Source organism: Lysinibacillus sp. GW247-5R2A (genome assembly GCF_059424475.1).
In genome coordinates this window covers 351,744-378,478 of the sequence record NZ_JBWKZL010000002.1, presented here as the reverse complement: position 1 = coordinate 378,478, position 26,735 = coordinate 351,744, and the positions used below count along the sequence as shown (strand labels likewise).

Sequence of the window (26,735 nt, the reverse complement as noted above, 5' to 3'; positions counted from 1 at the left end):
GGAGACAATATGTATAGTAATTATGGACCGTTATGTACGGAACTTTATGATTTATCAAAACCAGTAGGATATTCTATTGGCGGGGATATTGAATATTATAAGGAACGTTTACAGGGACTTACAGGTAAGGTTCTTGAGGCGGGTGTCGGCTCAGGGCGTTTCTATATTCCTTTCATGGAGAGTGGCTTTGATGTAGAAGGAATTGACAATTCTTCAGAAATGCTGGCGTCCTGTCGTAAACGCTGTCACGATAGGGGACTTACACCCGTTCTTTATGAAGGCGATGTTTGTCATTTTACAGTAGATCAACAATATGACGCTATCATCATGCCGGCAGGATCTTTCTGTTTAATAGAAAATTATCAAGATGCCGTGTCAGCTTTAACAAATATGTATCATCACCTTGCTCCAGGCGGACGCATTCTATTAGATATAATCGTCCCGACAGACTGGAAAACTGGAGAAATGACTACAAGTTATCATCCAACCTCTGAGGAGGAAGGCATCTCGATTGAGAGGAAATCGATTGCGATCAACTGGATGGAGCAGTATACTTTATCGGTTTTAAAATATGAAAAATGGCAGCGTGGTACATTGATTGATACAGAGCTACAAAAATTTCTATTACGCTGGTATGGTCTAGATGAATTTAAACTACTTTTACAAAGTATAGGCTTTTCGGATATCACATGCTCTGCAAACTATACATTCCAGCAACAGCCTGATGAAGATTCATCATTTATTACATTCGAAGCTTCACGTTAATTAGCAATGACCAGCACTCTCAAGGAGTGTCTGGTCATTTTTGATTAGTTTTATCCACTTTTAATTTTCTAGCTGTACCAATACCTTTTGTTTTCACATTTACCTCAATCTGCACCGGTAGATTAGGGTAAATCGTGGCCCAATCTTTTTTGATACGTTTCCATGCTTGGTGGTCTTCACGATGAAGTACCTCACTAAACTTTAAAATATCAGCTTGATAGGTTTTTTGAATCGTGTGCAGTGTTTGTTCTAAATTTTCTTGAACTAATTTACTTGTTTCTTTATTAATAACATCAATCGTTTCGGGCTTTGTTATATCCATTGGGCAACTTATTTCCGCTATATTTTGTTCAAGATCCACCTGAATATGGATGGAGGGTTTGTCATTTTTTAAGCTGCCAGTAACTTTTGTAGAGGAATTTAATACCTCTGCTGATATTTTCCCCTTTTCCGAACAAGGCACTTTTTGAACGGTCCCTTTTATATGGTTGTGTAAGAAATTGTAGTATTTGCTTTCTTCCTCTGTTAAGAAGCCTATAAGCTTATAGTTTTTAAAAACAGCAAGTCCACTGTATTTTAAATTAGCAGGGCTATCCATTTTTTCTATATTGGAGCTATTTTTTCCGGCATCTGCATCTCCGAGTATATGAATGGAGGGCAGAACAGCACTATGATCAATACTCCCTAAAGACTCGATCAAATCGTCTAAAATCACTGATTCCGTAGTCCCCAATACATCCTCAGAGTCCTTTAAGGATTTTAACATTTTACTGGCAGGAATATCTTCTAATGGTGTTAAAATACTTAAAATATCTTGCGCTGTTGATTCATGAGCAACAATAATATTAAAATCGCTTCTTCCCTCAGGGTCCCTTTGAAATAAATCTAATATACTATTCATACCATATTCAGCCATCTCTTCACCAATAATAATAACTTGAGCATGTGCATAATAAGGTTTCCTTGGCGTCAGTGTTGTTAATTTTCGGATGGCTTCAAATAAGGTTCTCCCTTTTGCGTGATAGGTAAAAACAGGGACTTGAAAGCTTGTGGAATTTTTCGGCGCAATTTGACTCGGGTTAACAATTTGAACGGAAATTTCTATGAATTCGTCCGTTTTATCGACTCCAACAGCTGTGACAATGGCTAATTCATTTAACTCCCGCTTATTCCAACATCCAGTTAACAACAAAACGACTAGTAGTAGGAGAAAAAATGACACCGTGTGTTTAATGATTGGCACCTCCTCTAGGAAAAGGGCAAAGACATTTCCGATACTAATTAGGATAAGCAAATAATAGGGAAACTAAACAAGAAGAAATGCAAGGGTGAAATTTTTTAGAGGACATTCAAGTTCATATACAGAAATCATTTTATAAAGGAGGAAAAAGAGATGCAAACATTATTACATGGAGTAGAGGCCATTTTTATCCCGATAAAAGACCCTCAATTATCAGCTAAATGGTATGAGGAAAAGCTTGGATTTAAGCTTTTATATATAGAAGAAGACGCAGCGGTCATGAAAATAGCGGAACGTTCTGCTACGGTTGTATGCTTAGTAAAACCAGACAATCATCAACCATTGCATTTTCCAGTTAATCATTTTGGGATAGGGAAATACTACAATTTTCTTTCTTCATCTATTGAAGAGACCTACCCATCACTAGTGGAGCAACAAGTGAACGTAAATTCTCTGGGAGGAGAGGGGCAAATAAAATTTTTCACCTTCTATGATTTAGATGGAAGTCCATTGGGGGTTTGCCAATCATAAGTGGGTCACTGTTATAAACAGTGACCCTAGTAACAAATCTAGGAGGTGTAAGGCTAATTAGCTTTACATTACTATCATATACATAATTCTTATATTGAAATAGTTAATTGCCTGGGAAATAGATAGAAAATTAAGAATTGTTTTAAAAATGAGTGGATTATTTCCTTTTAACTATATGCATATAATGGATCGTTTCAAAAGCTGATAGATAATCTGTTCGATGCTGGAAATAAAGCTCTTGAATTGTAGATGGAGGTAGATGTTCATAAATAAGTAGATCTGATTGAGCTACCATCTTCTCCATTTCCTCATAACGATAGCACGATTTCATGGGTTCACCACCAGCGGCCGCCATCTTTATCATATGATCTACTCTGTTAGAGATGCCCTTTTCACTAAATAACGATTCATCAGCATAGTCCAAGACAAGGGAACTACCTGCTGGAACTAGCGCAAACAGGTGGTCTAATAAGCTAGCCAGTTCTTCTTTCGTTAAATAGTAGGAGACACCTAAGAGACTAAAAAATGTTTTCTTATACTGAAAGCCTTGATCCAAAAGAGGTTGACTATGAAATTGCTTCGTAAAATCCATCGCTACAAAATGTACATTATTGGTGCGGCTGAGTGACGCTTCTTGTAATTTTTGTTTTTTGAATGCTTGTGTGGCTGGGATATCAACCTCAAATATTTCTAATACACATTCTAAATGGGGGTGTCGATAAGCGAATGTATCCAAACCAGCACCCAAAATAACATATTGCTCAACACCGAGCTGTATTTCGTTTTGTAAGACCCTTTCACAGTATGCGGCACGTGCCAAGGGAGTCGGCGCTAGTTGAACTTGCGTAATCCATTTTAATAATTTTCTCGAATTGCCTTTATATTTTTCGGCAATTTCCTTATTGAAAAATTCAATACCTTGCACCATATTGTCTTCAATGCTCTGAAATTCATCCTTGGAGATTAAATCCTGTGCTAGATAATCATCAAATATTTTCAGCGTATCAAATTGGCTATGGTGGGCTCTGCTAAAGGCGGCTATTAATGAAGTTATACTAGATTCCTGCTTCTTCATCTAAACACTCCTTACAATAAAAAATAGGATTCCCCTGGCCAGGAGAATCCTATTATATAAGATAGTGTTTTAAATGCAAATTATAGCATAAATAACTTTTTTTATCAAGTTTTTATCTGTGGATAGCAATTTGAATGGTGATTAGTTAAATGGTAAAATAATATCTAATTAGGTATTACTTGTAAGTGGAGGTGGGCGCTCTGAAAATATGGAAATTACTCATTTTACTTGTACTGATGTTTGAATTGGCCCTAATTGGTAGCGACAACATCTCTACAAAGTCATCGGATAAATTTGATGCAAGTAAACGAAAAGATTCCCAACTACAGGAAAGAGTATTGGCAAGGACAAGCACTGAGGAAATGGATATGCATCATAAACTTCCACTGAATTATGTGAATGCTACTACTGCAAATGGTGAATTTCATAACTCTTTTTACAGCAATCATTCTCCACAAGAATTTGATATTCACTATGATATAAAGAATAAGGGGACACAACCATTTAGCTTAAAAATTTATAATGCAGATGCTAAACTATGGGCTCAAAAAACCGTAAATGCAGGAGCAGAATATTCAACGTTACTGGAAAAGGGTAGCTATACAATGTCAGAAGGGGTGTATAGCATTTCCATCATTACTGCTGATGGGGCAGAGGGTGTATTTGATTTTGCCATTCAAGTAATCGATTAAAATATTTTTAAATTTTATGTAACTTATTGCAACATCAACCGTCTACCTCATTAGTAGAATACAAAAAACTAAAGCAAGCTAGTAACATTCACTTTTCACAAAAGGACCAGGATTCACTTATTTCGTGACTTCCTGGTCTTTTTGTGCGGGTAATCCTATTTTTTACGAAAAAATACGACAAATAATGAAACCTTTTAGCTGTTTATTCGTATTCATAAATGAATCTAAAGCTAAGCAATATTAAATTAGTAAGATTCACTTTCACTTAAAAGGCTAGAGCTTACATAATTTATGTAGGTATCTAGTCTTTTTTTTGTTAGTTTCCTGCTTGCAAAATTATAGGACATGAGTAACTCCTGCCCGAAAAAACATAAATTCCTACCAAAAATTGAATGGAAAATATTTTAACTTGTTCCACGCCTCAACTTAGCGTAGTATTAATACGAATCAAAACTAAGTAAATTAGTAAGATTCACTTTCACAATAAAACCAGGCGCTCTTCTATGAGGAGCATCTGGTTTTTTGTTTTATCTGAGATTTTCAGAGAATTACTTTATGAGACAATCTAGCCCTCTATTACCACTATTCAGTATTTGGCAGGCATCATGCAACTGTAGCGATGCTGCCCCAAAATATAAAGCAGAGAAATGTGCTAATGGGACACATATAATCACGCAGATAAACGCTTATTTTTTCTCTGCCACCATCATTAAAAACATAGGTCTTCGTAGTTCATCTTGCATACCTGGAATAGTTTGTAGCATTTCCTCAGATGGCATAGGTTCCTTCACAGCACGTATTGTAAATCCAACCTGTATTAGATCATTCATATAAGTGGATAATGTACGGTGATATTTAATGACATTTTCAGTAAGGAAGGTTGTTTCGCGCATGCCTTCTGTTTGATAATGGTCCACTGGCCAATGCAGTCGGTTTCCTTGTTCATCATTGTACCAATCCTGTTCATGACGGGATGTGAAAATAGGGTGCTCCACTGAAAAAACGAACGATCCGCCAGGTTTTAAATAGGTATAAACCTTTTTGCATAGTGCTTCAAAGTTTTGTAAATAGTGAATAGCTAGGGAACTTAATACAACATCAAATTGAGAAGCGGAAAACTGAATGTCCTCAATCGGTATTTTCAAATAGGAAATAAAAGGATCATCCGTTTTTTCCTCAGCTTTTTCCAGCATTTTTTCAGATATATCTACACCAATCACTGATTTTGCCTGTTGTGCGCGCGCATATCGACAATGCCACCCAAAACCACATCCTAAATCAAGCACATGTTTATGTTTCAAATCAGGTAAAAGTGTTTTTAATACATGCCACTCTCCAGCAGCGTCCAGCCCTTGAACAGAACGGGGCATTTTTTCGTAAGCAGAAAAGAATTGCATATCATCATATTTATTTTGCTTCATCGTGTAAACATCTCCTATAGATTAAGATAGCCTCCTACATACGCTTGGTGACCTAGGAGGCTAGCTATCTTCTTCTAACCATGGTTGTCACCCCTATAATAGCTTTTCAAAACCATTCAAGAATACATAAACAGTAAAGTACAAAAAGAGATATCCTGAAATAAATGAAACTATTTGCATAAGCCTTTTCCCCATTATTTTACCACCGATGCTACTTAAATATGAAAGGATTAGCCCCCGAAAAGATTGAAGCGATAATACATCCAAAGAAGAAGAGAAGTATGCCTTCAGTTGCTGAATGTCCAATAGTTATACCTACTATACTTCCACCAACCGCTGCGAACCAACCGATTGCAGTCGGTGCAGAAACTACTAGCCAAACACCAATCGGTTGATGTATAGTGGTGGATTTTCTGAGTGAACTGAATTTGACAGATGATTGTTTGTATGGGTATTATTGGATTTTGAAAGTTGTATCTATCAATATTGAAATCGTGATATTTTTAGAGGTCACTATGGAGGATAAAAAGAGAATGAATCAATCAAAAAAATTAATCGGTCTTATAGTCATTGTGTTTTTTTGTGCATTTGTTAGTTTTACCCTGTATAGATGGGTTCGTTTCGGAATAATTGATGGGGGTTCTATAATAATTAGCTTTATTTCCTTATCCTTTTTGTTCAATTGGCTGAATTCGGGTAATCATAATGGTATTAAAGAAGATAAAGATGAACTAGATAAACATATTGAAGCACACAGTGCCAAGATTGGCTATTATGTTTTAATGATCGTAGCTTGTTTAATTTTACTTGTGTCAGAGGGTGTATCCAATTTAAATGACATGAAAAATTATCCCTTGATTTTTGTTGTTGGGCTTACATTTGTCATCACACCCATCATAGAATTTGTTTATTCAAAAAAGCTTAGATAACTGTAAGTATTCGTTCAAGCAAAAAGGGGGAATCGTTTTGTTAAAAACAGTACAAATTATTTTATCAATAATAGGCATCACGCTTTCCATTTACGGATTTATGACACATGATTATCGGCTAAACTTTTTAATGATCCTTTTTCTAGGTTTATTTATGTTAACATTAGGAATTAATGAATTTCGGAGAGAGAGAAAATTATATGGTTGGTTTTTAGTCGGGGTATTTATATTTTCGGTCTATGTGTCCATTCAAAGCTTCGTATTCGTATAAAAAGTTGAATTTCACACTTAATAATAACGCTAGGGATTTTTTACAATTAAAAACATGTTGCAATTATGGATGTTTTATTTTAGTATTTTAATATTGTGTCAAAAATATAATATTTTTTCTTCTTATCAAGAGAGATGGAGGGACTGGCCCGATGAAATCTCGGCAGCGGAACTATTAAGTTACTGTGCCAAATCCAGCAAGCAATGTTCTTGATAGATAAGAGGAGCGTTTTAACTATAAGGCCTCTTCTTGTTATTTCAAGATGAGGTCTTTTTTATGGTGAAAAAATAAAAAGTATGGCCGATTTTTAATTTTTGGAGGTAGACAATGAAGAAAGAGAATCCATGGGCGCTAATCCCATTTGTTATTTTTATGATTTTATTTATTGGTTCAGGGATTATAATGGGTGATTTTTATGCCTTTCCTGTCATTGTAGCCATCAGCATTTCGGGTGCTGTAGCTCTAGCCATGAATCGAAAAGAATCGTTTTCCCGCAAGGTTGATATTTTTTGCCAAGGTGCCGGAAATTTAAATGTCATGCTGATGGTTATTATTTTTCTATTAGCAGGGGCATTTTCTGAGGTAGCGAAGGGGATGGGTGCTGTAGATTCCACTGTTAACTTTGCTTTATCGGTTATACCGCAAAACCTGCTTGTCGTAGGCTTATTCATCATTGCCTGCTTCATCTCTCTATCTATGGGTACATCAGTGGGGACAATTGTCGCGCTGGCGCCAATTGGGGTTGGGATAAGCGATCTTACGGAGCTACCTATTGCTTTAGTGATGGCAGCGGTTGTAGGCGGTTCGATGTTTGGTGATAATTTATCTTTTATTTCAGATACTACTATTACCGCCGTTCGTTCACAAGGCGCGCAAATGAAGGATAAATTTAAGGTCAATTTTTGGATTGTATTGCCGGCAGCTTTTATTACAAGTATTATTTTAGGGTTTATGACATCCGGGGGGACAGCCCAAGTAGAGCATCTAAGCTATAATTGGATAAAAATTATTCCCTATGTTTTAGTTATTATTTTAGCGTTATCTGGAATGAATGTTTTCCTCGTTCTTGCATTAGGGATTGTTCTCGCCGGTGCTGTTGGCTTAGCAGATGGCAGCTATCACATAATGAGCCTTATACAAAAGATTGGTGAAGGAATGGAAGGGATGTATGAAATCGCCTTTCTGGCTATATTAATAGCTGGAATGGTGGAGGTTATTAAATTTAATGGGGGAATTGACTTTTTACTCCGTCTTGTAACGAGCAGGATTAAATCGCAGAAGGGTGCTGAATTTGGTATAGCTGGTCTTGTGGGTCTAACTAATTTATCTACGGCCAATAATACAATTGCTATCCTAATTGCGGGACCGCTTGCCAAAAATATTGCTGACCAGTATGAGATTGAGCCGAGAAAGTCCGCAAGTATTTTAGATATTTTTTCCTGTACAGTCCAAGGTCTTCTCCCATACGGAGCCCAATTCCTTGTAGCCGCAAGCGTAGCCAAAATTTCGCCAGTGAGTATCTTGCCGTACTCTTTCTACCCAATTCTTATTGGTATTTGTGGTATGATAGCGATATTCATTGGGTATCCGAAAAAAAAGAAAGCCTAAACCTTACATTCAGACAGTAGATAAAAGCTATCGAGTAGTTTGATATGCTCCCTATTAGGTAGACAGATTAAAAAATAAAATCTGTTTATCTAAGGGGAGCATTTTTTGGTGGTGAAGTTAATATCCACTCCAGATTGGAACGAAGGGCGGGGAGCAACTCGACCCCGCCCATGGAAAGCTGGAAATCAACGGCTTTACTTTATTTTAAAGTTAATAAATTTCAATAAGAACCAGACAATAAACGCTAATAGTATTAGGTGAAGAATAATAGTAGTGGTCTACTTTTTTAGGGGGATAGGGGATAGCTCATTCAAAATGGGGGAGCCCCTTACAGTCGAACATAAAAGAGCCCAGCTGCTCAATTAATTGGAGCCTGGGCTTTGCTTAAGTATTTGGAACGAGCTATTACTTTCTTGCCTGAATTAAAGTAAACCAATCGTTGTCGTTGAACTTGCCAGAAACATTGTATATAGGCTGATAGAAGCCTTTTGTATCATACATATACGAAAGCTCAATCGATTCAATCTCAATTTGGTCTCCTTTTTTTATAATTAGGTCTTCCTCCTGTACGAGTGCGTTATACTTTATTTGAGGGAAATCGCCTTCCTTTATTCGTTCATATATTTCTGCAGGAGACAGTATGTTTATCTCTCGTATAAATTGATTTTCATGAAGACTGTAGGTTAATGAATAAATGTGACCATCCGGTTTCAGGCCAAGACTGACATCTCCAGTCCAGTAATCTTTAGTTACATTAGGACGGTCTGGTAAGGTCCATTCAAATTCACCATTCTCCTGTACAGTTAATTCTGCATCGTGAGGTAGTATAGAAAGTTCATCCATCAATGACTTCGCCTTTTCTTCTTGCTCTACAGCTGAAGTTTGCTCCGGCGTATAATTATTCTCGGTTAACCACCATTGTCCCTCTGAATGATTTGTAATCAATGTATACGCGATCCCATTTTTATCTTCCACTAGCGTTTCGTCATTGTCCGTGGTATCAGATGCATTCATCTCTGATAATCCTAATTTCTGCTGTAATAGGTCTTGTACATCATCCTCTTGAATGATTTTTTTATAGACAGGAGCAACGATGGGTGCTGCGCTTAATTCCAATGATGTGGATACGTGAACATCTGACATTTTTGATTTTGTATAAGCGTTTATTGCTAGATGACCAAATTCCTGTTGGGCGTAGACAATGTTCATAACGATAAAAATTAAGCCCATCAACAGAGGTATGGCAAGGCTTCCAATCAGAGTTTTCACCTTTACCTTTTTGCTAAGGGCAATAGAAGCGATAAGTTTGTATAATTGGTAGCCAATAATACCGCCAAGTGAGTTATTGATTAAATCATCAAGCTCGAAAATCCCCGCTCCTGAAAGTGCCTGATACGTTTCGATGGAGGCTGTTGCACCTACCACTACTAGAAGAAGCCACTTAAACTCTTTACATTTAGCCATAAATAAAGGTGAAAATATTCCTAATGGCACAAACATCAAAATATTAAATAGACAATTCTGAAGATCGCGTAAAGAGTATTTTTTCCACGCGTCTATATAACCACTGAATGGCTGAAGGTTCAACTGCATGAAATGCGAAGTGCCACGACCAATCACTGTTAGCTCCAAAACAAAGACAATATATCCGATAAAAATTGCGCCAAGCAGAAGCTTCTTTACAGGAATTTGTTTTTGGTGATTGGATCGTCGTCTTTGATAATAAAAGAAATAAAGTCCAATTAGTAAAAATTCAAGGCCAATAATTATGATGACGGGCAGCATCAAAATTTTGATGTTGCTCATGATTTCAGTAATTCCCAAGGTGTGATGCTCCTTTTTCTGATGATGATTTTCAAATCTATATGCCAGATGAGAGAATTCCCAGTAATGTCGACCTTCATTATTGTAAATGGAAATTATTAATAATTAGAGAGAATATTTATGAAGATTTCTTAAGAAAAGGGAAAGCCCAAGCACGCAATTATTTTGTGCTTGGGCAGTTAACTTGTTCGTATCATTAGATAATAAATTGGATTGTTCATAAGGATTTTGATCGTTCTTTAATGTATAAATAAAAATACAATAATAGGGATTATTAATGAGGGTAGAAGATTTAAGGTATTGCATTTTTTTATGCCTAAAATACTTAAACCGGATGCTAATATCAATATACCTCCTATAATCGTCAATTCATTTAGAAGATCAGTATTGATGGAATTCTCCATTAAACTAGCTATTAAATAAATGGAACCTTGCCATAGAAATAATACAATACCTGCAACAGCTATCCCAATACCAAATGTAGTGGCTAAAACAATCGAAGTGATGCCATCCAATATGCCGTTTGTGAGCAGATATGTATAATCTTGCTTTAATGCAGCCTCTATAGGACCTAGTATAGATAATGATCCAATACAAAATAATAAAATCGCAGTCGATAATCCTTCAGCTAAATTCCCCTTAGAGTATTTATTCACTAAAGCATTAAATTTTGATTCTAAATTAAGTTTTTGACCTAATAATCCGCCTATAGCTAGACTGACAATAAAAAGTACCGGATATTTACTGGAAGGTAAATGTTGAACTAGAGCATTTATTCCTAATCCCATCGCTGCTAATCCCATGGCCTGCATGAGGATTTGATGGTATTCATCTTTTATCCCATTTTTAAAAATACTTCCAATGATGCTTCCGACTATAATCATCATTGTATTAAATATCGTTCCTAGCATAATTCATTCTCCTTAAAAAATTGTCCTTACGTAAAAAAATAAACCCTCCGGTAAGGGGAGGGTCAATACTTTATTGGTATTTGTATTTCTGTCAAATAATCTTCTTTACTTCCTGAAATGTAATGGTCAATTATGGTTCTTTCAATGGAATCTCCAATCACTTGGAAACCTTGATCTTTAATAAAATTCAGTAAGGATTTATAATGTACGTGAGAATGATTATGATTGCCGTTAAAATAAATACAGGCATATTTTCCTTCAGGAAGCGTGGCCAATAAAGGACTTTGACTATCCTCCTCCTCGACTAAAATAAATATCGAATTGTATTCATGAAACTGGTTATTTAATAGATGGTGACTACTTACAGTTAGGCCAACGCCTCCAATAAATATAGAAGAATTCATATTCGACAAATTTTCTAATTGTCGCAGAGAAACTTCCAGTTGAGGCTCGGAACTGATTTTTTCCATTAATCGCACGATTCTTCGCTCTTGTTTTTCCATTATGAATGGGACTCCCAATGCCTTTATCTCTCGTGCCACTTTAATATCCTTAATTCGATCTTGGAACCTGCGATTAATTCGTTCCAGTTCTTGAATTTTTTTTTCGGTTAATCGTTTCTGTTCCTCTAAGAGATGCAAAAAGTCTTCGATATCCCTGTGTTCTAAGTGTCCTTTAATTTCCTTTAATGAAAAACCTAATTCCTTCAAATAATTTATAGTATTTAATTGCTCGAATTGTTCTGTGGAATAGTATCTATAGCCGTTGTTTTTATCCGTATGCATAGGCTTTAATAAATCAATTTCATCATAATATCGAAGGGTTTTTATAGTTGTTTTATGGAGCTTAGCCATTTCTCCAATTGAAAATCTATTCTTCATGTATATCTTCCTTTAAAAAATGTCCTATTATCATTATAGTACTTGATTTTGTCCATGAGCCCAATAAAAATGAGGTATTTTACGAGAGCATTGATATGCTGACAAAAAAGAAGCAGAGTGGGGACATACGTGAATGTATTTTAGAAATTGCCCATAGATGTTTAAAAGAACCGTAGTTGGATGAGATGCAGCGTCCAATTACGGTTCTATCTGTTAATGATATAAAATGATTGTCACTAGCATGAATCAAAAGTTTTAGGTGATACTATTCATTGCTTAATTTTTATCTTTCATGGTCCAATCATTGTGCATGATGTCTTGAAGAACATTTTTTAGTTGTATAAATTGCTGCTCTGAAATATTCGATTGTTGCATGACTTGACGCGATACCTCAGGTAGCTTGCGACGAACATCATTGCCTACCTCTGTTAAATAGATTTGCATTTGTCGTTCATCATCTTTGGAACGCTCACGACAAATATAACCCTTGGCCTCTAATTTTTTCAGCAATGGTGTTAAGGTACCTGAATCTAAAAATAAGCGTTGTCCTAATTCTTTCACCGTTATTTGTTCATTTTCCTCCAACGCTAAAATGGTGATATAGCCTGTATACGTTAAATCATATGGCTTCAATAATGATGTATAGTGTTTAATGATTTCCTTGGATGTGGCATACAAAAGAAAGCATAGCTGATTATCTAAATGATTAGGCATAAAAATCCCCTCTTCATGTTCTTCTATTAACATTTATATTAAAAATAAAGTTCCTACTTGTCAAACACAATTAAATTGTGTACAATTCAATTTGTAAAAATTAAATTGTGTACAATTTAAAATAATGGATATAGAAAAGGAGTTTTCGATGATGAAAGAATTATACTCAACGACTATGATTAATGAGGGTGGCCGTAGTGGCACATCCTATGCAGAGGATCAATCCCTATCTTTAAAAATTGCACCACCAGGCTCAAAATTGGATAATGTGACAAACCCAGAGCAATTATTTGCTGCGGGGTATAGTGCCTGCTTTAATAGTGCGTTAGATTTGATTAAGCGCCAAAAAAAGCTTAAACATGCATCAACGATTCAGGTTACCGTTAAGTTAATGGAGCAAGCTACTTTTGATTATGTACTTGCGGTGAATATCGAAGGGCATATTGAAGGAGTAACGCTGGAAGAGGCACAGCAATTATTAGAGCTAACACACACAGTTTGTCCTTATTCAAAAGCGACAATGGGAAATATTGATGTAACAATTAAAGCAGTTTAAATTTTTTGAAAAAGAGGGAAATCATATGTTATCAACTTCAACATTAAAACAAATTATGCAGGAGCGTAAATCCGTTCGTAAATATAATGCGAATACTAAAATATCTCGTGAAGCCATAATGCAGCTACTACAAGACGCTATTTCAGCGCCTTCTTCGAGCAATATGCAGCCATGGCGATTTATCGTCATTGATGATAAGGAAATCCAAAAGAATATTAATTTCTTTTCATTTAATCAAGAGCAAATCGAAACAGCCTCTGCTATTATTGCTGTCATTGGAGATATAGAGATGTATGTAAACGCTGAGGAAATCTATGCAAAAAATGTGGAGTTAGGCTATATGCCAGAAGAGATTGCGAAAAAACTGGCACAGGACGCATTAACAATGTATGGGTCAGCTTCAACAAAAACATTAGAGAATATCGTCCATTTTGATGCTGGCCTTGTAACGATGCAAATGATGCTATTAGCGAAAGAAATGGGCTATGATACAGTTCCAATGGGTGGTTTTGATAAGGCTAAGTTTGCGGAGTACATGGAATTACCTGCAAATGAAATACCTATTTTATTATTAGCAATTGGTGAAGCAGCGGCACCTGCTTACGGTTCTTCACGTCTTCCAATTGATCGCCTTGTAAGATTTAATCAATAATTTTTAGGCAGTTCGCTCATTGCGGGATGAATAAAAAAACAAAGCACAGTCGCTAAAAGGCTGTGCTTTGTTTTGGTATGGGTGCTTTTTTGATTTAATTATTTTTCTTGTGGAAGAATTCTTTTGCCATTGCTATACGTTCACTTGGCAACGTACGATTAAGCTCTTCCTCTAACCAGGCAATTGTTTTACCTCGTAAATAGTTCCGCATTTGCTCTTCAGCTTCTAACATCACTATATTAATGGTGCAATTGGATGTACCTGATGCACAGGAATCACAATTTTCAGTTTGGTTGGCAAAATTTGCTTTGATGTTCTTACATTGAAATATGGGACTTTCACCCTCCACAGCTTTTACAACATCCCAAAAAGAAATTTCTTCAGGCTTTTTACTAAGCTTATATCCTCCTTTAACACCAGATACTGAACTGACAATCCCGGCTTTAGATAGCTTACCTAATACTTTTGATAAATAGGTTTCTGATAGCCCTTGAAATTCTGATAAATCCTTGATTCCAATACTTTCCTCTGGTGGTACATCTATTAAATAGACAAGGCTGTGTAATGCGTACTCTACCATGACACTATATTTCATTTATTCACCTACTTCTAATCCCTTTAGAAAACTTACATGTATCTTGTATATTATCATACCTCAAAAATACTTCATCTAAATTAAATCAAATCAATTTGACAAAAATTAAAAACAGGCATATATTAAAGATAAATATAATCAACGATTAAGTTTATCGACGATTATAATTATCTTTAATTATGTATGGGGGGAGGTAGTATAATTTAGTAAATTTAATCGGAACAAATGGTTTTCAAATTCTTCATGCCCAAGGAATAGCATGATGGCATAAGAATGAATTTTACTAAACTATCATCAATCAAGGAATTTAATTGAATCGGAGGAATGTAACGTGGAACAACGTATAGATTATTATAATATTGCACCTGATGCTATGCAGATCATGATGGAAATGGAGAAATACACGAAAAAGAATGGTATCGATAGAAAGCTACGTGAGCTCATTAAAATCCGTGCTTCACAAATAAATGGATGTGCCTTCTGTCTGAACATGCATACCGCTGATGCCAAAAAAATGGGGGAGACTGAACAGCGTTTATTTTGTATAAGTGCTTGGAGAGAATGTACATTCTATTCAGAAGAAGAAAAGGTCGCTTTAGAGTTAACCGAACACATTACTTTAGTGTCTGAAATGCGTGTACCTGATGATTTATATAAACGAGTTCGGAATTATTATACAGAGAAAGAATATGTAGATTTAGTAATTCTAATTAACCAAATTAACAGCTGGAATAGAATCTCGATTGCTATGGGCAACTTCGCAGAATAATAGAACGGATTTGTTCAAAATGAATCAATAGTAGGTAGAAATGTTGATAAACCAGCATTTCTACTTTTTTATTTAATTGAAAATTAGCCTTCACGATAGGATCTAATGAATGGATGGTCCATTCTTTTTCCACGTCACATGTTTGCGTTGGACAAATGGTGAACTCCAGTGCCGTTTCATCTCCAACGTTACTATCGCTTCTTTTATTCCATATTATTTTCTGTAATTTCACCTTTAATCCCTGTCTCATCTTACAAATTAAAATGAATGTTAAAATTTAATTTTTCCATTTTTTTGTTTCCAAAAATTTAATCTTGCCAAAAAGCAAACGTTTGTTCTAATATGTATACAAACAAGTGTTCTTACATATGATAAGTGAAGAGAAATAATTAAAGGTACATCAAATCAAATTTTGAGAGATAGTGGAGGAAACTACGATGAGAGAGCAATTGATTAAAGCTATGCAACGCAATCAATTAGTGGACATTATGTATATAGCCAAAAATGGTTCCGTAACAAAAAGACGTGTAAGAGTCATTAAAATTGTTGGCGATTCATTTCAAGCATTTTGTTTTACGAGGCAAGCAAAGCGTTCCTTTATCATCAAAAATGTTCTCGCGGTTACTCCTGTTTTCCGAAAAGAGCGTGAGGTTGTATGAATTATGAGGAAATGCCAAATAGACCTATTATGTGTATAGATATGAAGTGCTTTTATGCGAGCTGTATCGCCATGCTACATGGAATCGATATTTTAGAAACACCTGTTGCTGTAGTAGCCAATTTCGATCAACCAGGCAGTGTAGTCCTTGCTGCCTCACCATTGATGAAGGAAAAATATAAAATCAAGACCGGCAGTCGTCGTTACGAAATCCCGAAACACCCCGATATCCAATTATTTGAACCTAAAATGACCTTTTTTATACAGATGTCCATGACGATTACTAAGCTCATCGCTAATTATGTTCCTGTAGACGCCATACATGTTTACAGTGTAGATGAAAGCTTTGTCGATTTAACAGGTACTGAAAAGCTTTGGGGATCACCTGAACAAGCGGCTCGAGAAATACAGGCCGCTATTTTGGATCAATATAATGTACCAAGTGCTGTTGGCTTAGGTCCCAATATGCTAATGGCTAAATTGGCATTGGACCTTGAAGCAAAGAAAACGGGTTTTGCTCAATGGACGTATGATGATATACCGAAAAAGCTTTGGCCAGTCAGACCCTTGTCCGAAATGTGGGGAATTGGCAAACAGATGGAAGCCAACCTAAATAAGATGGGGATTCAAACAGTTGGTGGGTTAGCCAATGCAGATTTGAATGATTTAGAAGAGCAATTTGGTGTGATGGGCAATCAGCTATATCATCATGCATGGGGAATCGATCTATCAAAGCTGGGGGAACCGTTAATTACTAATGGAGCATTAAGTTTTGGAAAGGGTCAAATGTTAATGAGAGATTATCATACACGAAAAGATCTATCGGTAGTGCTTTTAGAAATGTGTGAGGATGTCATGAAGCGGGCGAGAGATGCTGGTTTTGTTGGTCGTACAATTAGCTTGGGTCTTTCATATAGTCGGAATGCGATGACCAAAGGGTTTCATCGATCTAGAACGATTGATACACCAACAAATGAAACACTTGTCATGTATAAAACGTGTATAGAATTGCTGGATGAACATTTTGCGGGAGAGCCAGCAAGGCAGTTATCGGTAAGGATATCTAATCTTGAGAGAGAGCATAGTATCCAATTGGATTTATTTGATGAAAGAAAACCACAACGGCAGCTCATCGGACCTACGATGGATGCCATACGTAACAGGTTTGGAGCAACAGCGTTGTTACGAGCAGTTTCGTTTACTGGGGCAGGGACAGCCATCAAGCGTGATCGCTTAGTTGGTGGTCATTTGGCATAGGAGTGATTGGATGATAAAAGACAGAGGTAATATAAAATGGGCATCTATGATGATGCCGGAGCATTTGGACCTGCTCAGGGAATGCAAAGAAGTCTATACAGCGCAGCCAAGAGAGCTGACAGAATGGGAACTGGAAGAGTTACAGCAAACCATCGATATAGCCTATCATCAGCAGCAAGAGGTTCAATTAAATGTTTGGAACGATGGAAAAATCATGCATTGGACGGGAATCATTCATGCCATTAACCTATCTACAAGCGAACTGTTACTTGAAACACTACTGACAACGAGACGTGTTCCAATCCATCATATTCAATCAGCTCAACTAGAAGCTGATTATTATGATTAAAGCTGAACAACGGCAGCTATTACACAAGTATTTATTGTTGGAATTAGCTGTAAAATCAGTACAGCATGATTACCGATTTGCTGAACAATTTAAAATGAAAATCGCGTTTGTACCTTTAATGGATGCATTATTAAAAGATTTACGCCAAGAATATTTTAATCTCAAAAGGCAGCTTAACCAGCAACATATACGAGTGGTAGGCTGGCATCGTGTGGATGAATATTTTAGCGATGTCCAAATTGCAACGGCAGGTAATGATGTAGTCCTCCGCTATGCTAACCAGGCATTGAAAACACAGGTGGAAAAGCTCGTCATCCGTTATCTCGATAAATGATTGGTTTTCAAAATGAGTCATAAGTTACAATATACCCAAAGGGATATTTTGGGGGAGGATTACTGTGAGTATTTCTATTTGTACAGCTACTAGCAATGGATTTATGCTGTGAATAGCCTTGTGAGAGAAGGGCACGAAGAGCATGTTAGGGAAGAACCAGCCATTTTTAAAAGCGTTGAATCGGTTATGCCTGAATCTTATTTTAAAGACTTGCTTGAAGAGCCAAACAGTCCTATTTTTATCGCCAAGAACGATGAATTAGTCGTAGGATTTGCAATAATTAGCATTGAACATTCGCCTTCATTTCAATCTTTAGTACGACGTAAATATGGCTATATTCATGATTTTGGTGTGAGGAGGGCTCTACAAAAGCAAGGCGTTGGAGGATTATTATTTACAGATTGTAAGGAATGGGCAAAAGCAAGGGGAGCTACATCTATAGAATTAAATGATTGGGCGTTTAATGCGAATGCCATTGCATTTTATGAGCATCTAGGAATGAAGGGGATAAGTAGAAAAATGAGCATGAATATTTGAAGCTACGGCAAAAAAGATAAAACCAGGTGTTCAACTGAGAACCTGGTTTTTATTCTTCATTGTATTGCTTCATCAGTTCCTGTAGCTTACTTTTAATTTGTTCCCGTACGATTGGGGGATGTTTGACATTGGCCTCCATGCCTAAGCCGAGAAAAAAATGGACTAACCACGGTGTAAAGGAAGAGTTCACCTTTGCGAATATCTTCCCGTATCCATTTTCACGAAGCTCCATCCACTGGGATAACCAAAGTTCGGATTGACAACGTCTTACTCCTTCTGGTGTTAACTCTACCTCAAGATCTAACATATGTTCTTCATTCGCTGGCACGATCCATGACTTGATGTGCTCATTTGTCATGTCCAATTTCAGGCTTTGCTCTTCAGCTAAAGAAAAATCTTTCACCCGATCTATGCGAAAAACTCGATAATCCTCTGCTAGGAAGCAATAAGCCTGGCAGTACCATAGCCCGTTCATCGTATAGATTCCAAGAGGTTGAATCGTTCTATTTTTAGTAGTGGCCGCTTCATATAAGATGGTGACAACCTGCTGTTCAAGTGCAGCCTCCAGTAATTCCTTTAAAAAGGGCACTTCTAATTCATGAGGAGGCACCCAAAATAAAAGACGTTGCTGCATACTTTCAATCTTTTGCTTGAGCTCACCTGATAAATAGTAGAAAAATTTATCCAATGCTGTATTTACTTCATTTTTGAAGGGAAGAGCTTTGTAATTATGTAATGATTGGCAAGCAAAGAACAATGCAATTGCCTCATGCTCGGTAAAGCTGATAGGTGGTAGCACTTTTTCACGCAAAACACGATAACCACCATTAGGCCCAGCTTCGGAATATAGCGGTACACCTAGTTCACTCAGTTCCATTAAATCACGCATCATTGTTCGGCGTGAAACACCACATTCATCAGCCATCTCCTGAATGGTAAACTTTTTACGTTCATTGACCTTCATTATGAGCTGAATAAGTCTTTGCGCCTTGTGCATCGAAGCTCCTCCTTACAAATAAAAATAATAGTGACAGTAGTTGTCACCATTATCCCGTATAGTAAAACTTGAAGTCAATGTTTATGAATTTTTAATAAAAAGTACATTGACCACCTCATAAAGAGCATAAAAGGAGAAAAAAATGGCACAAGACAAACACAACTTTGAAGTGGAAGTTATGTTAACGAAAAGGGGGATGGGTCATGGCTGACACATTTGAGGGTAAATATACAACAGATTTCTTCCATCAATTTATCAATATCGTACAGGCTGAATACTCTGCCTTTGATTCACATAAGTTCATGAATTTAATCCATGATGACGATTGGGAAATGAAAAAATTCAAACAGCGTATTAGGCATATCAGTACTTCATTGCGGGCAACCTTGCCGACATCCTACTGTGAGGCATTATCAATATTGATAAAAATTGCACCTACATGTAAGGGAGTGGAGTATTTATTTTTGCCTGATTTTGTAGAAGTATATGGACTAGATGATTGGCAGGCTTCCATTCATGGATTAGAGGTGTTTACGGAATTCTCCAGCGCAGAGTTTGCTGTTCGGCCTTTTATTTTAAAAGATCCTCAGAAGATGATGAATCAAATGTTAGAGTGGGCGAGCCACGCTAATCCTCATATTAGACGATTAGCTAGTGAGGGGTGTCGCCCTAGGTTACCTTGGGCATCGGCATTGGAAATATACAAATTGGACCCGTCACCAATCTTACCGATATTGAACCTACTCAAACAGGATCCATCTGTCTATGTACAGAAAAGTGTTGCCAATAATTTAAATGATATTGCCAAGGATCATCCCGAATTAGTGAAACGACTTGCTCGTGAATGGCACGGAGAGAGCTCCATCACAGATTGGATTATTAAGCATGGATGCCGAGGTTTATTGCGAAAAGGAGATGCTGAGGTGCTTTTCTTGTTCGGCTTTGACATCTCTCCAGATGTAACAATCCATGAGTTAGCGCTAGGGAAAGTTAGGTTGGCGATTGGACAAACCCTTGATTTTGCATTTACGGTTCAAACTACTTCTACAGCACCACAGAAGCTTCGAATCGAATATGCGATAGATTTTGTTAAAGCAAATGGAGCGACTTCAAGAAAGCTATTCAAAATAACAGAACGCACCTTCGAAAAAGAGAGTCACCGATACACACGGAATCACCATTTTAAAGATTTAACAACCCGAAAGCATTATCCAGGTCAACATAAGCTAGCGGTAATAATAAATGGAAAAGAGCTAGCTACAACAGAATTTTGCGTTGAACGCTAAAGTAAGCATACAGGTTGGATGAGCGATTTTAATGAAAGTACTGGAGAGAAAGGTAAGGGGCTAGTAAGGGTCACTGAGATGGGAGTGACCCCATTAAACTAGGGATTATTTAAAATATTGCGGCTTTTCCACCTTAATGGAGGCTACTTCTCCGCAGTCTTTACAAAAGTTAAAAATAAACGGGGAGCCAACTGAAAAGACAGAATCAATAGGCCTAACATTGCCTTGATTAAAATCGCCACCAACCTGTCCAATCGTAAAAGAATCACTACCACAGGACTTGCAAACTAACTTTTTATCTTCCACGCCATCACCTCGTTATGTAATATATGTAAATTGTATCATAAAAAGGAGAATGTGACATTCTAACTCCTATTTCAACATGATTCGCGATTTTGTATCGACATATTTCAGAGGATTTACTTGAAATTTGAAAAATGGTTTTATAGTAACATAGGGTATATAAAGGTGGAGGAGGTTTTATATGCCTAATTTATTGCTAATCTTTTTTTATTAAACCTATCTATATTTCTTTTACATGAAATGGATGCAATAAGGCGCTCGGAGTGGCGATTATTTATCGTATTAAAAGATATGGAAGATTCAAAGGCTTATCAAGTATTCACAGGGATTCATCTTTTTCTTTATGTCATTATACTTTCCTTACTATTCAGCCCCTATCAAACCATAACGTTTTGGGTTCTCGATATATTCTTTATCATACATACAATCCTACACTTATTATTTGAAAGACATCCTCGAAATGGATTTAAAAACTCGTTTTCAAGAGCTATCATTTATCCGATGGGAGTTCTTGCAGCCATTCACCTATTCTTTTTAATAAATGTTTAAAATAAGACGATCCCTTTGGTACAAAGGAAAGATGAGAAGCCCTATACTATACGAATGTATAAGGCTTTTCGGCATGAACTAAAATCTAGAAAGTCTGTGTTAATTCCGAATTTACAAACCGTTGGGCAGCAATGACAGTACCAGAAGCTGTGCGTCCATATACGCTATATATTCCGCCATTTTGATTGGGAACAATTTCAACTTCATACTGTGGCGAACTTCCAACACCTGGCGTTACAAAAGTAGAACCATTAGCAACTGCCGCAAAAGGTGTAGTGGACAATAATTGTCTTGAACCGTTTAGTCTAAAAACTCTTACTACGCCAGTTAGCAAACCTCCAGTGAGATTAAGAACTTTGACACGAACACTACTTGCATTAGCTGGTTGATTTCCTGTGTTTTCAATTGGACCGGTAGTTAAAGGCATGCATTCACCTCCTTGAAACTAAAAAATAGATAATCTGCAGATTACCTTGATATAATATGTAGCTCCTTGTTACACTCTCTAGTTGTATTCATCATCCATCTTTGATTAAGAAAAAGGAAATAGAATAGAAGATTTATCAAACTAAGGAAGAGGAGAATAGACATAGAAAAAAAGCCGATTAGATAGTATTCCAATCAGCTCAGCTTCTATTTTTAGCTTTTTCCGTGTCAACTTTTTTACTTCTAAGTAGCAATGCTATAAATATAAAACTCGCTACCCAAAAGGAGAAGAATAAATTTTCGAGCAAAGCCCAATTATCATTTATGAAATAGTCCCAAATCATAGTGATTAAAAATAATGTTACAAGGAAAGCGAAATACAATAATTTTCCTAATGTGGTCAACCAAAACACCTCTTATGTAATGATAATGGTGTACTACTCATCACTCTAAGGAGGCTGCGACGGTCAACTAGCGCCACAGCCTTAATTAGTGCGTGCGATACACTCCAACATAGTGTGTGTCATTTGTGATTATTTATACATAAAAAAAAACTAGCTGTAACGTCGTCACACGCTACAGCCTATAATATATTCACATTCCTCGATTTGGAGAAATAGAGTTAATTTTATTTTTCTGGATAATTCACATGTAATGGTGGAGGAACAAGCCAGCCTTTATTTTTATTCAAGCGTAAAAGTTTAGCACCAAGTTGAGCCTTTGCCATATGGAATTGACCATACATTAAAGCGATATCTTCTCGTGTAGAAGTACCCATAGCTTGGCTACATGCAACTAATCCAGCAGCAACATCAGCGGTAAGTGCAGCACTTATTTCTGGATCATTAAACTTTGCACCCGGTGGAATATCTTCCAATCTTGCTACAGGTCTTTCAGGTGAAGCAGGAGGTAAAGCAATCCCATTTGTTTTTAAAATCTTTTCTAATTGCTTTACTTCTTCTTTACATGTTTCGACGATATCTTCAATGATTTTTTTTAGATCTTCATCTCCAGCGTGATTATAAAACGTTTGATAGCCAGAAATCATACCATAGTCTGCAATTAAACTTGACCAAACACTAAATACTTCACCGTAATGCAATGGTTCATCTTTTGGATTTCCACCAAGAATACCCATACTTTCACTTCCTTTTCTGGTTTTCACCTTTTTTTAACCAAAGGTAGTATGAGTGAAAAGGAAAATGGAATACCCATTTCTAAAAAATTATTTGAGGTATTAATTTATGTTATACCAGTATCCAGCCGACAAGAAGATTTATTGCACTAAAAGAAGCCACAGCGATGGAAATCACTGTAGCTCTTTAAGTAGTGAGACACTACGCTATTTTATTTTTGCTGTTTATTGTCAAATTATACGTAAAATTTATATGGAAAAATAAAGTGAAAAGTATAGAATGTCACCGGAAGGATAAGTTAAAACTTATTGGAGGTGAATGAATTTGTCAAAGGAAAAGCAAAAGAATGAATTAGAGCAAGAGGAAATCGGAATGGAACTGAATCCCGAAGAATTCGAAATAAAAGAAGAAAAAGAGCAAAAAAAAGAACAGCCATTTAATAATAAAGAAAAGAAGTAAGAGATAAAGCCACAATCCTTGGGTTGTGGCTTTATTTATAAAGAAAGAGGGTTTATATGGACAGAGATTTAAATTATGGTGGTGACTATAAATTTATTCCAGCAACTTCTATTGGGAGTGGCGTTGGTCTAGAAGTAGTGCCTGATTTATATCAATATACTATTCAAATTGTCAATATTGTGTTATATGGTGACCCGAATACAAAAGAATTCGTGCTCATTGATGCAGGCATGCCAAAAAGTGCCGAGGAGATAATTACAGTAGTTGAAGAACGTTTTGGTTTCAATGCTCAGCCTAAAGCTATTATTCTGACGCATGGTCATTTTGATCATGTGGGAGGAATTATAGAACTAATAAAACGGTGGAATGTCCCTGTCTATGCCCATGCCTTGGAAATGCCCTATTTAACTGGAACAGAAGGCTATCCAGAAGCTGACCCAGCTGTAAGTAGCGGGTTGGTGGCAAAAATGTCGCCTGTTTTTCCAAATGAAGCCATTAATTTAGGGGGGAACATTCAAGCAATTCCTTCGGATGGTAGTGTACCATTTATGCCAGATTTCCGATGGATTCACACTCCAGGGCATACTCCAGGGCATATATCATTATATCGCGAAAAGGATAAAGTCCTTATTGTGGGAGATGCATTTGTGACTGTCAAACAAGAATTTCTTTATAAAGTAATTACACAGACAAAAGAAATTAGTGGTCCACCAAGATATCTAACAACAAACTGGCATGTTGCTCGAAAGTCTGTTGAAAAATTAGAAGCATTAAAACCCTCTGTTGCGATCACAGGTCATGGATTACCAATGGAAGGTGAAGAATTGGCAAGAGAACTAAAAAAACTTGTAGATCATTTTGAACAAATTGCTCTCCCCAAACAAGGTAAATATCTTCATTAATTTATGTTTGAAAAACGTAGCGTTGTCACATTAAATAGCTCAGATTGGCTATGTCTTTTATGAATGCCGAAGAAGTTTATGAGGCACCGTTTTGCTATACAGAGAATTCGACTATTAGGAATGCATTATTGAATGTTTTAGGTAAACTGACTGATAACATAAATAGATAAAACGGCAAAATCCATTTATTATGTATGGATTTTTGCCGTTTTTTAATGTGTTACCACTTTTTTGAAATAAACATTTAAAATAATTTTAAATTATTTGCAACCTTTTGAGACCTTTATACGAGGATAGGTTGAAAGGTGGGAAGAGATGGAACTTGAAACAATATATATCACCTATATGAATGATATATATCGCTATTTATATTCACTAACGAAACATCATAGTGCAGCGGAGGATTTGCTTCAGGACACATTTACAAAAGCGCATATTACCCTTCTTGGTCAAGAAATTCAAGACATCAAACCTTGGCTTTTTAAAGTAGCTTACTATACATATATCGACAGTACACGAAAAGAGAAGCGGTATGTAACTTCCGACAAAATTGATCAAATGCATTCCAATACACCAGAGCAAATCATCGTTGAACAAGATGCTTATTTAAAATTAATCAACCTACTTGAACAAATTAAACCAATCGAAAAGCAAATTATTTTGTTATGTGATGTACATGATTGTACAAATGAGCAAGCTGCAAACATCTTGCAATTAAACGTGAATACGGTGAAAAGTCATTTAGCGCGAGGTCGCAAAAAAATGCGCGCACTCATTATAAGGGAGGAATAAAGGTGGATTCTTATCAACAATTATTACAGCAAGCAAAGAATAGTGAGAAAGGGGATGCACCTTCAACAAATGTGATAAAAAAAGCCATTGCGTCATCTAAGTGGAAACTGATTATAACAACGCTGACGATTGCCCTTTTAATTGTCCCCACTTGTTATATGCTCACTTTTTTGTACTATGCCTTTGGTACAAAGTCTACAACCTTAATGGATGTGACAAGCCGGACTCTTTATGTAACGGAACCGAATACGACATTGGAGGAACTTGAATTTGATATGGAATTCTCGCTCTTTTCGATGGGATTATCATTTGAGCAATACAAGCAGATCGGTGACGAGGTCTATCCCGTAAAGCATTATGATACACGCTTTATGTTAAATAATTTAGTGGGAAAGAAGATTACTTCAAAACTGGAAAAATCGTATCCAAAATATCCAACTGAAACGAATCAATGGCTATTACATCCTAATAATCGAGGAGAATTTAATACAATTGAGGAGCAAAGGAAATTAAAAGGATTACCCAATGAAACCGTTGTAGAAGCGTATCTTTCTTTCAATGATTTATATACAGTAGATCAAGTTATTCAGCAAATGCCAAATGTAGATGTCACATGGGCAGCTATTTATACAGGAGTAGAAGACACCATGCTAAGTGCAAATGGGAATGTTGTATCGCCTATTGGCTATCCTGTACAACCAGATCAAACAAATTGGTCCCCATTTAAAGGTGCTACTTCTCATGAACAAACGTTTTTATCCATCTTAAATTTTCTAGTTGATTATGAGGAGACGGCTACTGCTGTTTCCGCTCATAAAAATTTGGACCTAAAGGAGAGAATCCATTATTTAAAACAGCATGATATGAAAACATATGGGGTTGTCGTTACAGGACCCAAAGCTGAGGTTGAACAGCTACAAAGTTTAACAATGATGAAGCATATGAAACTAGGGGAGGTTAAATTATGGAATTGGGTACGTTAAAGCAGGCAATTTTCAATGTTTTTGGCTGGGCCAGTATTAGCATTGGCCTATGGACGCTTATCATGGTTAATAGTTGGATTATCATTGGCTACGGTGCTCCATTTACTAGTAAGAATTTCATTATCTTGACAATCGTTTTTGGGTTCATTGCGATCCTTTCGAGACCCAGTCGTTCTTTAGGCAAGTGGGGAATCTTTATTGGTGGCTATCTTATTTTGTTTATGACGGTTCTATTTTTTGTTGGCTGGCTAATTACCCCCTTTCCTTAAGACAAGCAGGCAGGCCATATCTATGTGTTGTGAGTCTTTTGGAACATAAAGTATATAGGTAATA

General features: G+C 36.5%; 34 protein-coding genes and 1 riboswitch. Of the genes, 21 read left to right on the top strand and 13 right to left on the bottom strand.

Annotation, left to right across the window (positions count from 1 at the left end; all coding sequences use genetic code 11):
- The first annotated feature begins 9 nt into the window (after positions 1 to 9).
- Positions 10 to 765 carry a class I SAM-dependent methyltransferase gene (locus AC07YC_RS05610; RefSeq protein ID WP_494918662.1) on the top strand — a complete coding sequence of 252 codons (756 nt, stop codon included), beginning with the start codon at positions 10 to 12 and terminating at the stop codon, positions 763 to 765.
- A 34-nt stretch (positions 766 to 799) separates the two neighbouring features.
- On the opposite strand, the gene AC07YC_RS05605 is transcribed toward AC07YC_RS05610, so the two are convergent.
- Positions 800 to 1,987, bottom strand: a complete 1,188-nt coding sequence (locus AC07YC_RS05605; protein WP_494918661.1) for a Ger(x)C family spore germination protein — start codon at positions 1,985 to 1,987, stop codon at positions 800 to 802.
- Between the two features lie 171 nt (positions 1,988 to 2,158).
- Between AC07YC_RS05605 and AC07YC_RS05600 the strand changes: the two genes are divergently transcribed.
- A complete protein-coding gene (locus tag AC07YC_RS05600; protein WP_494918660.1) occupies positions 2,159 to 2,536 on the top strand; it encodes a VOC family protein in 378 nt (125 codons plus the stop codon).
- 157 nt (positions 2,537 to 2,693) lie between these two features.
- On the opposite strand, the gene AC07YC_RS05595 is transcribed toward AC07YC_RS05600, so the two are convergent.
- Positions 2,694 to 3,611: a class I SAM-dependent methyltransferase gene (locus AC07YC_RS05595; RefSeq protein ID WP_494918659.1), complete on the bottom strand. Its 918-nt coding sequence runs from the start codon at positions 3,609 to 3,611 to the stop codon at positions 2,694 to 2,696.
- A gap of 185 nt (positions 3,612 to 3,796) precedes the next feature.
- Between AC07YC_RS05595 and AC07YC_RS05590 the strand changes: the two genes are divergently transcribed.
- Positions 3,797 to 4,303 (top strand): hypothetical protein, encoded by a 507-nt coding sequence (locus AC07YC_RS05590; RefSeq protein ID WP_494918658.1) that lies wholly within the window; start codon positions 3,797 to 3,799, stop codon positions 4,301 to 4,303.
- Positions 4,304 to 4,989: 686 nt separating this feature from the next.
- Here the strand turns inward: AC07YC_RS05590 and AC07YC_RS05585 are convergent.
- Positions 4,990 to 5,724 carry a class I SAM-dependent methyltransferase gene (locus AC07YC_RS05585; protein WP_336636674.1) on the bottom strand — a complete coding sequence of 245 codons (735 nt, stop codon included), beginning with the start codon at positions 5,722 to 5,724 and terminating at the stop codon, positions 4,990 to 4,992.
- Between the two features lie 533 nt (positions 5,725 to 6,257).
- Here AC07YC_RS05585 and AC07YC_RS05580 point away from each other — a divergent pair.
- The 3 genes from AC07YC_RS05580 to AC07YC_RS05570 all read left to right on the top strand — a co-directional run bounded on the left by AC07YC_RS05580 (position 6,258) and on the right by AC07YC_RS05570 (position 8,532).
- Positions 6,258 to 6,653 (top strand): DUF2178 domain-containing protein, encoded by a 396-nt coding sequence (locus AC07YC_RS05580; RefSeq protein WP_494918657.1) that lies wholly within the window; start codon positions 6,258 to 6,260, stop codon positions 6,651 to 6,653.
- A gap of 37 nt (positions 6,654 to 6,690) precedes the next feature.
- Positions 6,691 to 6,924 (top strand): DUF3953 domain-containing protein, encoded by a 234-nt coding sequence (locus AC07YC_RS05575; RefSeq protein ID WP_494918656.1) that lies wholly within the window; start codon positions 6,691 to 6,693, stop codon positions 6,922 to 6,924.
- A gap of 119 nt (positions 6,925 to 7,043) precedes the next feature.
- Positions 7,044 to 7,147: riboswitch (SAM riboswitch) on the top strand.
- 104 nt (positions 7,148 to 7,251) lie between these two features.
- On the top strand, positions 7,252 to 8,532 hold the full coding sequence (locus AC07YC_RS05570) for a Na+/H+ antiporter NhaC family protein (protein WP_494918654.1): 1,281 nt from the start codon (positions 7,252 to 7,254) through the stop codon (positions 8,530 to 8,532).
- A 405-nt stretch (positions 8,533 to 8,937) separates the two neighbouring features.
- Here AC07YC_RS05570 and AC07YC_RS05565 read toward each other — a convergent pair whose 3' ends face one another.
- The 4 genes from AC07YC_RS05565 to AC07YC_RS05550 all read right to left on the bottom strand — a co-directional run bounded on the left by AC07YC_RS05565 (position 8,938) and on the right by AC07YC_RS05550 (position 12,895).
- Positions 8,938 to 10,338 (bottom strand): VanZ family protein, encoded by a 1,401-nt coding sequence (locus AC07YC_RS05565; RefSeq protein WP_494918652.1) that lies wholly within the window; start codon positions 10,336 to 10,338, stop codon positions 8,938 to 8,940.
- A 257-nt stretch (positions 10,339 to 10,595) separates the two neighbouring features.
- Entirely contained in the window at positions 10,596 to 11,267 is a 672-nt protein-coding gene (locus tag AC07YC_RS05560) for a DUF554 domain-containing protein (protein WP_494918651.1), read from the bottom strand.
- A 62-nt stretch (positions 11,268 to 11,329) separates the two neighbouring features.
- Positions 11,330 to 12,148: a MerR family transcriptional regulator gene (locus AC07YC_RS05555; protein ID WP_494918650.1), complete on the bottom strand. Its 819-nt coding sequence runs from the start codon at positions 12,146 to 12,148 to the stop codon at positions 11,330 to 11,332.
- Positions 12,149 to 12,424: 276 nt separating this feature from the next.
- The gene (locus tag AC07YC_RS05550; protein WP_336636678.1) at positions 12,425 to 12,895 is read right to left on the bottom strand and encodes a MarR family winged helix-turn-helix transcriptional regulator; all 471 of its coding nucleotides are present in this window, start codon (positions 12,893 to 12,895) and stop codon (positions 12,425 to 12,427) included.
- Between the two features lie 118 nt (positions 12,896 to 13,013).
- On the opposite strand from AC07YC_RS05550, the gene AC07YC_RS05545 reads away from it, so the two are divergent.
- Both AC07YC_RS05545 and AC07YC_RS05540 read left to right on the top strand, forming a co-directional pair.
- Positions 13,014 to 13,418, top strand: coding sequence for an Ohr family peroxiredoxin (locus tag AC07YC_RS05545; RefSeq protein ID WP_036126482.1), 405 nt, complete (start codon positions 13,014 to 13,016; stop codon positions 13,416 to 13,418).
- Between the two features lie 25 nt (positions 13,419 to 13,443).
- On the top strand, positions 13,444 to 14,070 hold the full coding sequence (locus AC07YC_RS05540; protein ID WP_336636679.1) for a nitroreductase family protein: 627 nt from the start codon (positions 13,444 to 13,446) through the stop codon (positions 14,068 to 14,070).
- Positions 14,071 to 14,164: 94 nt separating this feature from the next.
- Here the strand turns inward: AC07YC_RS05540 and AC07YC_RS05535 are convergent, their stop codons facing one another.
- Positions 14,165 to 14,665, bottom strand: a complete 501-nt coding sequence (locus AC07YC_RS05535; RefSeq protein WP_494918649.1) for an Rrf2 family transcriptional regulator — start codon at positions 14,663 to 14,665, stop codon at positions 14,165 to 14,167.
- 331 nt (positions 14,666 to 14,996) lie between these two features.
- Between AC07YC_RS05535 and AC07YC_RS05530 the strand changes: the two genes are divergently transcribed.
- Positions 14,997 to 15,434: a carboxymuconolactone decarboxylase family protein gene (locus tag AC07YC_RS05530; RefSeq protein ID WP_036126476.1), complete on the top strand. Its 438-nt coding sequence runs from the start codon at positions 14,997 to 14,999 to the stop codon at positions 15,432 to 15,434.
- Here AC07YC_RS05530 and AC07YC_RS05525 read toward each other — a convergent pair.
- Entirely contained in the window at positions 15,412 to 15,666 is a 255-nt protein-coding gene (locus AC07YC_RS05525; protein WP_336636681.1) for a hypothetical protein, read from the bottom strand. The genes AC07YC_RS05530 and AC07YC_RS05525 overlap by 23 nt on opposite strands.
- A 205-nt stretch (positions 15,667 to 15,871) precedes the next feature.
- Here AC07YC_RS05525 and AC07YC_RS05520 point away from each other — a divergent pair, with 205 nt between their 5' ends.
- The 5 genes from AC07YC_RS05520 to AC07YC_RS05500 all read left to right on the top strand — a co-directional run bounded on the left by AC07YC_RS05520 (position 15,872) and on the right by AC07YC_RS05500 (position 18,569).
- Positions 15,872 to 16,093 carry a transcriptional regulator gene (locus AC07YC_RS05520; RefSeq protein WP_036222145.1) on the top strand — a complete coding sequence of 74 codons (222 nt, stop codon included), beginning with the start codon at positions 15,872 to 15,874 and terminating at the stop codon, positions 16,091 to 16,093.
- Positions 16,090 to 17,349 (top strand): Y-family DNA polymerase, encoded by a 1,260-nt coding sequence (locus tag AC07YC_RS05515; RefSeq protein WP_336636682.1) that lies wholly within the window; start codon positions 16,090 to 16,092, stop codon positions 17,347 to 17,349. Before AC07YC_RS05520 ends, AC07YC_RS05515 begins: the two co-directional genes overlap by 4 nt.
- A 10-nt stretch (positions 17,350 to 17,359) precedes the next feature.
- Positions 17,360 to 17,698 (top strand): YolD-like family protein, encoded by a 339-nt coding sequence (locus AC07YC_RS05510; RefSeq protein ID WP_336636683.1) that lies wholly within the window; start codon positions 17,360 to 17,362, stop codon positions 17,696 to 17,698.
- A complete protein-coding gene (locus AC07YC_RS05505; RefSeq protein WP_336636684.1) occupies positions 17,691 to 18,032 on the top strand; it encodes a YhjD family protein in 342 nt (113 codons plus the stop codon). Before AC07YC_RS05510 ends, AC07YC_RS05505 begins: the two co-directional genes overlap by 8 nt.
- A gap of 186 nt (positions 18,033 to 18,218) precedes the next feature.
- Positions 18,219 to 18,569 (top strand): GNAT family N-acetyltransferase, encoded by a 351-nt coding sequence (locus tag AC07YC_RS05500; RefSeq protein WP_494918648.1) that lies wholly within the window; start codon positions 18,219 to 18,221, stop codon positions 18,567 to 18,569.
- A gap of 49 nt (positions 18,570 to 18,618) precedes the next feature.
- Here AC07YC_RS05500 and AC07YC_RS05495 read toward each other — a convergent pair whose 3' ends face one another.
- The gene (locus AC07YC_RS05495; protein ID WP_494918647.1) at positions 18,619 to 19,566 is read right to left on the bottom strand and encodes a helix-turn-helix transcriptional regulator; all 948 of its coding nucleotides are present in this window, start codon (positions 19,564 to 19,566) and stop codon (positions 18,619 to 18,621) included.
- 203 nt (positions 19,567 to 19,769) lie between these two features.
- Between AC07YC_RS05495 and AC07YC_RS05490 the strand changes: the two genes are divergently transcribed.
- On the top strand, positions 19,770 to 20,852 hold the full coding sequence (locus AC07YC_RS05490; RefSeq protein WP_494918646.1) for a DNA alkylation repair protein: 1,083 nt from the start codon (positions 19,770 to 19,772) through the stop codon (positions 20,850 to 20,852).
- Between the two features lie 105 nt (positions 20,853 to 20,957).
- Here AC07YC_RS05490 and AC07YC_RS05485 read toward each other — a convergent pair whose 3' ends face one another.
- Complete coding sequence (locus tag AC07YC_RS05485; RefSeq protein WP_008177300.1) at positions 20,958 to 21,158, bottom strand: hypothetical protein; 201 nt, start codon at positions 21,156 to 21,158, stop codon at positions 20,958 to 20,960.
- 237 nt (positions 21,159 to 21,395) lie between these two features.
- Between AC07YC_RS05485 and AC07YC_RS05480 the strand changes: the two genes are divergently transcribed.
- Positions 21,396 to 21,704 (top strand): DUF6713 family protein, encoded by a 309-nt coding sequence (locus tag AC07YC_RS05480; RefSeq protein ID WP_494918645.1) that lies wholly within the window; start codon positions 21,396 to 21,398, stop codon positions 21,702 to 21,704.
- Positions 21,705 to 21,789: 85 nt separating this feature from the next.
- Here the strand turns inward: AC07YC_RS05480 and AC07YC_RS05475 are convergent, their stop codons facing one another.
- Together AC07YC_RS05475 and AC07YC_RS05470 are read right to left on the bottom strand one after the other, a co-directional pair.
- The gene (locus AC07YC_RS05475; protein ID WP_036126457.1) at positions 21,790 to 22,131 is read right to left on the bottom strand and encodes a hypothetical protein; all 342 of its coding nucleotides are present in this window, start codon (positions 22,129 to 22,131) and stop codon (positions 21,790 to 21,792) included.
- A gap of 627 nt (positions 22,132 to 22,758) precedes the next feature.
- Positions 22,759 to 23,268, bottom strand: a complete 510-nt coding sequence (locus AC07YC_RS05470) for a DUF3231 family protein (RefSeq protein ID WP_336636689.1) — start codon at positions 23,266 to 23,268, stop codon at positions 22,759 to 22,761.
- 322 nt (positions 23,269 to 23,590) lie between these two features.
- On the opposite strand from AC07YC_RS05470, the gene AC07YC_RS05465 reads away from it, so the two are divergent.
- From AC07YC_RS05465 to AC07YC_RS05445, 5 genes are all read left to right on the top strand, one after another.
- Positions 23,591 to 23,725: a hypothetical protein gene (locus tag AC07YC_RS05465; RefSeq protein WP_336636690.1), complete on the top strand. Its 135-nt coding sequence runs from the start codon at positions 23,591 to 23,593 to the stop codon at positions 23,723 to 23,725.
- 56 nt (positions 23,726 to 23,781) lie between these two features.
- A complete protein-coding gene (locus tag AC07YC_RS05460) occupies positions 23,782 to 24,627 on the top strand; it encodes an MBL fold metallo-hydrolase (protein ID WP_336636691.1) in 846 nt (281 codons plus the stop codon).
- A gap of 315 nt (positions 24,628 to 24,942) precedes the next feature.
- Positions 24,943 to 25,419: a sigma-70 family RNA polymerase sigma factor gene (locus AC07YC_RS05455; protein WP_494918644.1), complete on the top strand. Its 477-nt coding sequence runs from the start codon at positions 24,943 to 24,945 to the stop codon at positions 25,417 to 25,419.
- 2 nt (positions 25,420 to 25,421) lie between these two features.
- On the top strand, positions 25,422 to 26,402 hold the full coding sequence (locus tag AC07YC_RS05450; protein WP_494918643.1) for an anti-sigma factor: 981 nt from the start codon (positions 25,422 to 25,424) through the stop codon (positions 26,400 to 26,402).
- A complete protein-coding gene (locus AC07YC_RS05445) occupies positions 26,384 to 26,671 on the top strand; it encodes a hypothetical protein (protein ID WP_336636694.1) in 288 nt (95 codons plus the stop codon). Before AC07YC_RS05450 ends, AC07YC_RS05445 begins: the two co-directional genes overlap by 19 nt.
- The last annotated feature ends 64 nt before the right edge of the window (positions 26,672 to 26,735 follow it).

Bases quoted from the DNA above. Each gene is read 5' to 3' on its own strand.
- AC07YC_RS05495 (WP_494918647.1), bottom strand. From the start codon at position 19,566: ATGCACAAGGCGCAAAGACTTATTCAGCTCATAATGAAGGTCAATGAA.
- AC07YC_RS05610 (WP_494918662.1), top strand. From the start codon at position 10: ATGTATAGTAATTATGGACCGTTATGTACGGAACTTTATGATTTATCA.
- AC07YC_RS05570 (WP_494918654.1), top strand. From the start codon at position 7,252: ATGAAGAAAGAGAATCCATGGGCGCTAATCCCATTTGTTATTTTTATG.
- AC07YC_RS05555 (WP_494918650.1), bottom strand. From the start codon at position 12,148: ATGAAGAATAGATTTTCAATTGGAGAAATGGCTAAGCTCCATAAAACA.
- AC07YC_RS05455 (WP_494918644.1), top strand. From the start codon at position 24,943: ATGGAACTTGAAACAATATATATCACCTATATGAATGATATATATCGC.
- AC07YC_RS05565 (WP_494918652.1), bottom strand. From the start codon at position 10,338: ATGAGCAACATCAAAATTTTGATGCTGCCCGTCATCATAATTATTGGC.
- AC07YC_RS05475 (WP_036126457.1), bottom strand. From the start codon at position 22,131: ATGCCTTTAACTACCGGTCCAATTGAAAACACAGGAAATCAACCAGCT.
- AC07YC_RS05510 (WP_336636683.1), top strand. From the start codon at position 17,360: ATGATAAAAGACAGAGGTAATATAAAATGGGCATCTATGATGATGCCG.
- AC07YC_RS05515 (WP_336636682.1), top strand. From the start codon at position 16,090: ATGAATTATGAGGAAATGCCAAATAGACCTATTATGTGTATAGATATG.
- AC07YC_RS05545 (WP_036126482.1), top strand. From the start codon at position 13,014: ATGAAAGAATTATACTCAACGACTATGATTAATGAGGGTGGCCGTAGT.
- AC07YC_RS05505 (WP_336636684.1), top strand. From the start codon at position 17,691: ATGATTAAAGCTGAACAACGGCAGCTATTACACAAGTATTTATTGTTG.
- AC07YC_RS05585 (WP_336636674.1), bottom strand. From the start codon at position 5,724: ATGAAGCAAAATAAATATGATGATATGCAATTCTTTTCTGCTTACGAA.
- AC07YC_RS05500 (WP_494918648.1), top strand. From the start codon at position 18,219: ATGCCTGAATCTTATTTTAAAGACTTGCTTGAAGAGCCAAACAGTCCT.
- AC07YC_RS05600 (WP_494918660.1), top strand. From the start codon at position 2,159: ATGCAAACATTATTACATGGAGTAGAGGCCATTTTTATCCCGATAAAA.
- AC07YC_RS05490 (WP_494918646.1), top strand. From the start codon at position 19,770: ATGGCTGACACATTTGAGGGTAAATATACAACAGATTTCTTCCATCAA.
- AC07YC_RS05595 (WP_494918659.1), bottom strand. From the start codon at position 3,611: ATGAAGAAGCAGGAATCTAGTATAACTTCATTAATAGCCGCCTTTAGC.
- AC07YC_RS05520 (WP_036222145.1), top strand. From the start codon at position 15,872: ATGAGAGAGCAATTGATTAAAGCTATGCAACGCAATCAATTAGTGGAC.
- AC07YC_RS05535 (WP_494918649.1), bottom strand. From the start codon at position 14,665: ATGAAATATAGTGTCATGGTAGAGTACGCATTACACAGCCTTGTCTAT.
- AC07YC_RS05460 (WP_336636691.1), top strand. From the start codon at position 23,782: ATGGACAGAGATTTAAATTATGGTGGTGACTATAAATTTATTCCAGCA.
- AC07YC_RS05445 (WP_336636694.1), top strand. From the start codon at position 26,384: ATGGAATTGGGTACGTTAAAGCAGGCAATTTTCAATGTTTTTGGCTGG.
- AC07YC_RS05550 (WP_336636678.1), bottom strand. From the start codon at position 12,895: ATGTTAATAGAAGAACATGAAGAGGGGATTTTTATGCCTAATCATTTA.
- AC07YC_RS05470 (WP_336636689.1), bottom strand. From the start codon at position 23,268: ATGGGTATTCTTGGTGGAAATCCAAAAGATGAACCATTGCATTACGGT.
- AC07YC_RS05540 (WP_336636679.1), top strand. From the start codon at position 13,444: ATGTTATCAACTTCAACATTAAAACAAATTATGCAGGAGCGTAAATCC.
- AC07YC_RS05560 (WP_494918651.1), bottom strand. From the start codon at position 11,267: ATGCTAGGAACGATATTTAATACAATGATGATTATAGTCGGAAGCATC.
- AC07YC_RS05480 (WP_494918645.1), top strand. From the start codon at position 21,396: ATGGATGCAATAAGGCGCTCGGAGTGGCGATTATTTATCGTATTAAAA.
- AC07YC_RS05580 (WP_494918657.1), top strand. From the start codon at position 6,258: ATGAATCAATCAAAAAAATTAATCGGTCTTATAGTCATTGTGTTTTTT.